Genomic DNA, 6,000 nt, shown 5'->3' with positions numbered 1-6,000 from the left:
CCCACACACTAATACTCTGCTTTTTTGTGCGCGGTCGTGTATTTTTTATAAAACCAACAATACCTTCCGGGCGGGGTTTAGCCCGTGGGGGGGGGGGGCCCCCCCCCCCCCCACCGGCCTTGGGAGGATTTAGCGGGCTGCGGTCCAGCCCTTGTAGTCCTTCAGGTTCTCGGCCGTGATGAGCTTCGGGTCGAGCAGGACGGTCGGCTCCGCCGGCTTCTTGCCGGCCAGAAGTTCGGCCGCCATCGTCAGCGACTGGCCGGCCATCACGTAAGGATCCTGCGAGGCCGAGGCCTTGATCATCGAGGTGCCGGAGGAGAGCTCCTTCTCGATATCGGGCGCGCCGTCGACGGCGGTGAAGATGAATTCCGAACGGTTGAGCTGCTTGGCCGCAAGCTGGGCGCCGATCGCCGTCGGGTCATTGATGGCAAACACCGCATCGATCTTGTCGAAGCGGGTGAGCAGCGACTGGAACACCTTCAGGCCGCCGTCGCGCGAGCCTTCGGCATTCTGGTCGTCAGAGAGGATCTTGATGTCGGGATGCTGCGCCAGCACGTTCTTGCAGCCCTTCACCCGCTCCAGGATCGAGGACGATGCCGGTCCGTTGAGGATGACGTAGTCGCCCTTGCCGCCGGTGTGGTCGACCAGGTATTGGCAGGCCTCTTCGCCGGCCTTGACGTTGTTGGTCATCACGGTCACGTCGGCGCCCGGCGCCGAAACGTCGAAGGCGGCAACGACGATACCCGCAGCCTGTGCCTTCTTCACCGCCGGCGCGATCGCCTTGGCGTCGACGGCATTGAGCATGATCACGTCGACACCGGCGGCGATGAACGAATCGACCTGCGAGACCTGCTTGTTGAGGTCATAGTCGGCCGACACCGAGGTCACCTCGACCTTTGGGTTGATCTTCTTGGCCGCGTCCTCGATGCCCTTGATGGTGGCGACGAAGAAGGGATTGCCGAGCAGGCCGACCGAGATGCCGACCTTATTGAGGTCCTTGGCCGAAGCAGGCGCGATGGCGAGCGACGCGAGTGCGACGCCGCAGAGCAGTTTGGCGATGGTCTTCATTGCTTTCCTCCGATTGCCCCGCGCCTCTCACGGTGCGTTACATGAAACCGGTCGTTGACGCCGGCGACTAAGGTCAATCACGTTCTTGCTCCTGCCTGGAGCCTGTAGCGGTCGAGGGCGACCGCCACGATGATGACCAATCCCTTGATGATGTACTGCCAGATGTCGGAGACACCGGCCAAGATGAGCCCATTGGAGAGCACCGCGATGATCAGGCCGCCGATCAGCGTACCCCAGATCGAGCCAACACCACCGACGAAGCTGGTGCCGCCGAGGATGACAGCGGCAATGGCGTCGAGTTCATAGGACTGCCCGAGCTGCAGCCCGTTGGCGGCATAGAGCCGGGCCGCCGACATGGCGCCGCCAAGGCCGGCCAGCAGGCCGGAAATGCCATAGACGAAGAGCAGCACCAGCGGCACCTTGATGCCGGTCAGCCGCGCCGCTTCGGCATTGCCGCCGACGGCATAGATCCAGGTGCCGAGCACGGTGCGCTTGAGCACCAGCCAGGACAGCACCACCACCGACAGCGCGATGATGACCAGCCACGGAATGCCGAACAGCGAACCGTTGCCGATGAAATCGAACGGCAGGTCCGAATTGAACACCGTGGTGTCCTGGCCGAGCAGGCGGGCGACGCCGCGCACCGCGGTCAGCGAACCCAGCGTGACGATGAAGGGCGGCAGCTTGATATAGGCGATGAGCAGCCCGTTGATGAGGCCGAAGCCGAGGCCGACCAGAATGGCCGCCGGCACACCGAGCAAACCCCAGTCGGGCACCAGCGACACCATCACCGCCACCATCGCCGATGCGGCCAGGATGGCGCCGACGGACAGGTCGATACCGCCGGTCAGGATGACGAAGGTCATGCCGGCCGCCAGCACGATGTTGATCGACGACTGCTGGGTGACGATCAACAGGTTGGTCTCGGTCAGGAAGCGCGGGTTCAGGAACTGGAAGCCGGCCGCCAGCAGGATCAGCACCGGCAGCATGCCAAGGGCAGCGAAAGCCGTGCGCAACCGTCGGCTGGTGCCGGTGGCCTGGCCGCCTGCGCTGATCTCGGTCGCCTTGTCGGTCATTGCTGAGCCGCTCCCGTTGCAAGTTCCATGATTTTCTCCTGGCTTAGCGGTTCGCCTTGCGATGCCGTCACCTCGCCCGATATCGTGCCGTCGCGCATCACCAGCACGCGGTCGGCAACGCCGATCACCTCCGGCAGTTCGCTGGAGATCATCAGGATGGCGATGCCCTGCTTGGCGAGATTGTCGATCAGCCGGTAGATTTCCGATTTCGCCCCGACATCGACGCCGCGGGTCGGCTCGTCGAGGATGACGACCTTCGGCTCGGTTTCGAGCAGGCGGGCGAGCAGCACCTTCTGCTGGTTGCCGCCCGACAGCGAGCCGGCATTGGCCTGCACCGAACTGGTGCGGATGGAGAGACCGGCAACGGCCTTGGAAGCGCGCCTTTCGGCGGCCGCGAAGTCGCGCAAGCCGCCGGCGCGCGAATCCCGCGCCAGCACGCCCATGCTGATGTTGTCGGAAATCGACATGTCGAGGAACAGGCCGAGTTCCTTGCGGTCCTCGGTCAGATAGGCGATGCCGGCATCGAGCGCCTCGCGCGGCGAGCCGATGGTTACAGGTTTGCCGTCGAGTTCCAGCGTGCCTGACACGCGCCTGTCGGCGCCGAAGATCAGCCGCGCAAGCTCGGTACGGCCGGAACCGACCAGACCCGCCAGCGCCAGCACCTCGCCCTTGTGCAGGTCGAACGAACAGTCTTTCAGGAGACGGCCGTCGGACATGCCACGCACCGAGAGCGCCACCGCGCGCTTTTCGTCCGGCGGCCGATGATCCTTCTTGTAGAAAGCCGACAGATCGCGGCCGACCATCATAGAGACGAGGCGCGAGGCGCTGAGGTCGGCACGTTCGAGCGTACCGACATAACCGCTGTCGCGCAGCACGCTGACGCGATCGGCAAGCTGGTAGACCTCTTCCATGCGGTGACTGATGTAGATGATGGCGATGCCTTGCGATTTCAGCGTCGCGATGACCTCGAACAGCCGGTCGGTCTCGCGCGAGGTCAGCGACGTCGTCGGCTCGTCCATGACGATGATGCGCGCATTGGTCGACAGCGCGCGGGCGATCTCGACCAATTGTCGCTCGCCGAGCGACAGGCTGGAGACCATGTCGCGGGCCGAAAAGGAGACGCCCAGACGCGCGATGATCTCCCTGGCGCGCCTTGTGCACTGGTCACGATCGACGATGCCGAAGCGTCGCGGCTCGTTGCCGAGGAAGATGTTCTGCGCCACCGTCAGATTGGGCGCCAGCGACAGCTCCTGATAGATCACCGCGACGCCGCTGGCGCGCGCCTTGATCGGATCGCCGGTCGCGGCCGGCATGCCGTCGATCAGGATCTCGCCACCGGCATCCGGCCGATAGGCGCCTGAAAGCACTTTCATCAATGTCGACTTACCGGCGCCGTTCTCGCCCATCAAGGCGTGCAGCTCGCCGGCATGGACGCTGAGCGAGACATCGTGCAAGGCACGGATCGCGCCGAACGTCTTGGAGATGTGCCGCATCTCCAGCACCGGCTGGCGCGCCGTCTCGGCCTTGGCAATCGCACTCATCGCGCGCCTCCCGCCACCGCACCAGCGACGCCCCGGTCCATGGTGGCGGCACGCCAATTGCCGCGATAGCCTGCCAACCCGGTGAAACGCGACGCGCGCACCGGCTCCGGAACTTCGGCGGCGAATTCGCGCCCAACGCTCTCGAAGGCGAGCGCCGCTGCACCGGTGGCACTGCCCTCCAGCGTGGCGCCCTGCAGGAAAGCCTGGTCGGGACGCAATTGCGCCAGCAGTCCGGCGAGCAGACCGCCCGTGTTCAGCCCGCCATCGACGATCACCGTGTTGTTCGAATGGATGAGATCGAGCGACAGATCGACCATCAGCGCGACGTAGAGCAGCGCCGTAGCCGCGCGTTCCTCGGCATTGGGCGCGCGCCCCGCCAGTCGGCCGGAATGCCCCGCCATCGGCCCGCCCGGCGCGAAGCTCGGCAGCGCCATGATGCCGGCATCGATCACCCGCTGCACCGCCGGGCCGGCGATCTCGCCTTGCCAGCCGGCGCTGATGGTTGCGAATTCACGCCCGCCCATGAAGCGGATGGTCGGCACTGGGCCGCCGCCGACATCGACATTGACCAGCATGTCGCGGTCCCGATCGAGCGCGTCGAGGGGACAGGACGGATTGAGCACGACGACCCAGGTGCCGGTAGAAACGACGGTGACCGGGCCAAGCTCCTGCCGGCGATAGGCATGCAGCGCCGCATTCGAGTCATGGACGCCGTTGTGGATGGCGATCGGGCTTGCCGCAGCGCCGAGGCGCTGCTCGCCGATAACGGTGCCGGCGCGCTCGAAGGCAGGCATCCGGTCACGCCAGCCCTGCGCGTCGACCAGCGAGGAAAAATCTTGGCGGCGCGGCGCCCACAAATGCGAATGGCAGCCGAGATAGGATACTTCCGAGACCGCCCGTCCGCCAAGGCGCCAGCTCCAATATTGCGGATAGCCGAGGATCGATTTCGACGCGGCGAACGCGTCGGGCTCGACCTCCTGCAGCCACAGCATGTGGCGGCCGTAGTTGAAGCCCAGCGGCAACCGCGGCGAGAAGGTCTCGGCAAAGCCCGGAATGCGGCGATCGATCCGCGCGGCAATCTCGGCCGGCGGCTCTTGCTCGTAATCGAGGATCGGATGCGTCAGCGCCGCCTCGTCGACCAAGGCAAAGGTGCAGCCATGGCCCGAGACCATGACCCCTTCCACTCCATGACCATCGACCGCATCGGCAACGGCGCTGAGCGCCCAATGGTGGAGCGCCGCCTCGTCGAGCACGCTGAAGCCGCCTTGGCGCACCCATTTCGGCTGGGTCCGGCGCTCGTCGACAATGCGCCCGTCCTGGCCGAAGACGAACAGCTTCGAATTGGTCTTGCCGAAATCGAGGACAGCCACCTTCACTGGATGGCTCCCGAGGCTATCCGCACCATGACGCCGGCGTCTTCCAGCATGCGCGCATCGGCATCGGAAAGACCGTCGTCGGTGACCAGCGTGCCGATGCGGGAAAGCGGGAGCGCGACATTGCGCGCGTGGATCGACAGTTTGCGGCTGTCGGCCAGCACCACGATCTGGTCGGCGCAGAGGCTGAGATCGACGATCGAGCGCACCAGCAGCGGGTGCGATTCCATCACGCCTTCCTGGCCAAGGCCTTGCGCGCCGAGAAAGAATTTGGAGGCGTAGAAGGGCACGGCCTGGGTGAGCGAATGAATGATGCCGGGTTCGCGATGCAGATCACCGCCCGCAACCGTCAGGCTGCAATGGCCGTGGTCGCTGAGATAGGCCGCCAGCGGCATCGAGTTGGTGTAGAGGCGGATGTTGCGCTCGGCGAGCTTGACCCCGAGATGGAAGCAGGTCGAGCCGCCATGCACGATGACGGCGTCGCCGTCACGCACCATGGTCGCCGCGAGAGCGGCGATCTGCCGCTTGGCCTCGACCGCAAGGTCGCGGTTCTCGTCATAGGGCCGGGCGTAGGCGACACCGGCCTGGGAAGCGCCGTCGAGCGCCGAGATGCCGCCATAGACCTTCCGCGCTTCGCCGGCTTCGTCGATCCTGTCGATATCGCGCCTGACCGTCGCGGCTGAAACGCCAAGCCGTTCCTGCAGCTCGCGCACCGAAGCGAACGGACGATCCCGCAGCAGTTCGACGATCTGACGCTGGCGGCCGGAGTCGCTCAATTCTTTCCTCCCGGATGCCATTTCCATGGCAGTTGGCGCAACTTACTCAACATTAGCCGGATTGCAAGCGGGTTTTGATGATACTAGATCACTATTGACGTAGATCACTCGTATCTGCGATATCAGCGCCAACCCCGGCAACGGGATTTCGCGCAGGACACGGCCG

Annotated in this window: 5 protein-coding genes; all 5 read right to left on the bottom strand. The window is 65.1% G+C overall.

Annotated elements, in window-relative coordinates; genetic code table 11:
• Positions 1-129 precede the first annotated feature (129 nt).
• Positions 130-1,068, bottom strand: coding sequence for an ABC transporter substrate-binding protein (locus NKJ04_RS31465; RefSeq protein WP_027038073.1), 939 nt, complete (start codon positions 1,066-1,068; stop codon positions 130-132).
• A 77-nt stretch (positions 1,069-1,145) separates the two neighbouring features.
• Complete coding sequence (locus NKJ04_RS31460; protein WP_352611812.1) at positions 1,146-2,144, bottom strand: ABC transporter permease subunit; 999 nt, start codon at positions 2,142-2,144, stop codon at positions 1,146-1,148.
• On the bottom strand, positions 2,141-3,685 hold the full coding sequence (locus NKJ04_RS31455; protein WP_023811053.1) for a sugar ABC transporter ATP-binding protein: 1,545 nt from the start codon (positions 3,683-3,685) through the stop codon (positions 2,141-2,143). The genes NKJ04_RS31460 and NKJ04_RS31455 overlap by 4 nt, the downstream gene beginning before the upstream one ends.
• Positions 3,682-5,061, bottom strand: coding sequence for an FGGY-family carbohydrate kinase (locus NKJ04_RS31450; RefSeq protein WP_352442063.1), 1,380 nt, complete (start codon positions 5,059-5,061; stop codon positions 3,682-3,684). The genes NKJ04_RS31455 and NKJ04_RS31450 overlap by 4 nt, the downstream gene beginning before the upstream one ends.
• Positions 5,058-5,834 carry a DeoR/GlpR family DNA-binding transcription regulator gene (locus NKJ04_RS31445; protein ID WP_127266683.1) on the bottom strand — a complete coding sequence of 259 codons (777 nt, stop codon included), beginning with the start codon at positions 5,832-5,834 and terminating at the stop codon, positions 5,058-5,060. The genes NKJ04_RS31450 and NKJ04_RS31445 overlap by 4 nt, the downstream gene beginning before the upstream one ends.
• Positions 5,835-6,000: the final 166 nt, after the last annotated feature.

This window comes from Mesorhizobium sp. M0618, from assembly GCF_040320765.1.
Taxonomy (GTDB): domain Bacteria; phylum Pseudomonadota; class Alphaproteobacteria; order Rhizobiales; family Rhizobiaceae; genus Mesorhizobium.
This window is presented reverse-complemented; position numbering and strand designations above follow the sequence as displayed.